Origin of the sequence: Chloroflexus sp. MS-G, from assembly GCF_000735195.1 — a bacterium.
Lineage (GTDB): Bacteria > Chloroflexota > Chloroflexia > Chloroflexales > Chloroflexaceae > Chloroflexus.
The window spans coordinates 1-927 of the sequence record NZ_JPIM01000244.1 but is presented as its reverse complement, the minus strand read 5'-3'; the positions used below and the strand labels follow the sequence as shown (position 1 = coordinate 927).

Sequence of the window (927 nt, the reverse complement as noted above, 5' to 3'; positions counted from 1 at the left end):
CCCGCACCATCCCCAACGCGGGCGGGAGGCCAGTGCTCGTGGAGAAACGGAAGGCGGAGATGTCGAAAACTTCTGGTCAGGGTTAGATGACTATTGACACTGAACAAATGTTCTGATACAATGCTATCAGTGAGCCATTACGCAATCAACCGGAGCGTGCCGATGTTGAGTTGGAGAATGCTGCAAACCTGGTCACGTCACTCGTTACCGCTATCGCAACGTCATCCACCCCGCAGTGATCGGATCGTCCTGCTCGAACTGCGGTTCAATTTTTTGCCGGCCGCTTTTCGGTATCAGAACATCGTTCATCGTATCACGCGCATCACTCAGATTAGCGATATTTGTCGGCGTGATGGGCAGTGGCGTCGGTACCACGTGACCTGCATCGATGGTGCGAAGCGCACACTGATCCACGATTTACAGTCAGGCACCTGGTACCTTCAGCGTGAGTGGTTCTGGTAAGACACAGTATCCGGTGCCGGTTATGACATGTATCGCTGTAGATAGACGGATTAAGGAGATGATCACGCATGGCGACCAGATCACGTTCCCAACACCCATCAACGTCAACCACTGCTTTCTCAGCAATCCCAGCCGACGAAGCAGGTGCCCGTCGTCAGCTACCCTTTCTGATGTGGTATGACGATAATCCCAAAGTGCCGATCAATCGTAAGATCGCGGCGGCTATTGAAGCCTATAAGTCCCGTTTTCCTGGGGTACAACCAACGCTCGTATTGGTTAACGAGGCTGAGCTTACTACTGTTGAGGGAGTGACTGTGCGCGCAATGCCGACTGTCAGTCGCAATACCTATTGGGTGGGGCAGAAGTAGTTTTGTGTTTGTCTGAAGAGTGTAGCGCCCCTCACCTACCCCCCCGGCCCCCCTTCCTCTCCCACGCTGTGGGAGAGGAAGGGGGGATGATACCCCT

General features: G+C 53.9%; 2 protein-coding genes. Both read left to right on the top strand.

Annotated elements, in window-relative coordinates; genetic code table 11:
- The first annotated feature begins 177 nt into the window (after positions 1–177).
- Entirely contained in the window at positions 178–462 is a 285-nt protein-coding gene (locus JE47_RS0120200) for a hypothetical protein (protein ID WP_152556129.1), read from the top strand.
- Between the two features lie 68 nt (positions 463–530).
- Positions 531–830 (top strand): hypothetical protein, encoded by a 300-nt coding sequence (locus tag JE47_RS0120195; protein ID WP_031461463.1) that lies wholly within the window; start codon positions 531–533, stop codon positions 828–830.
- Positions 831–927: the final 97 nt, after the last annotated feature.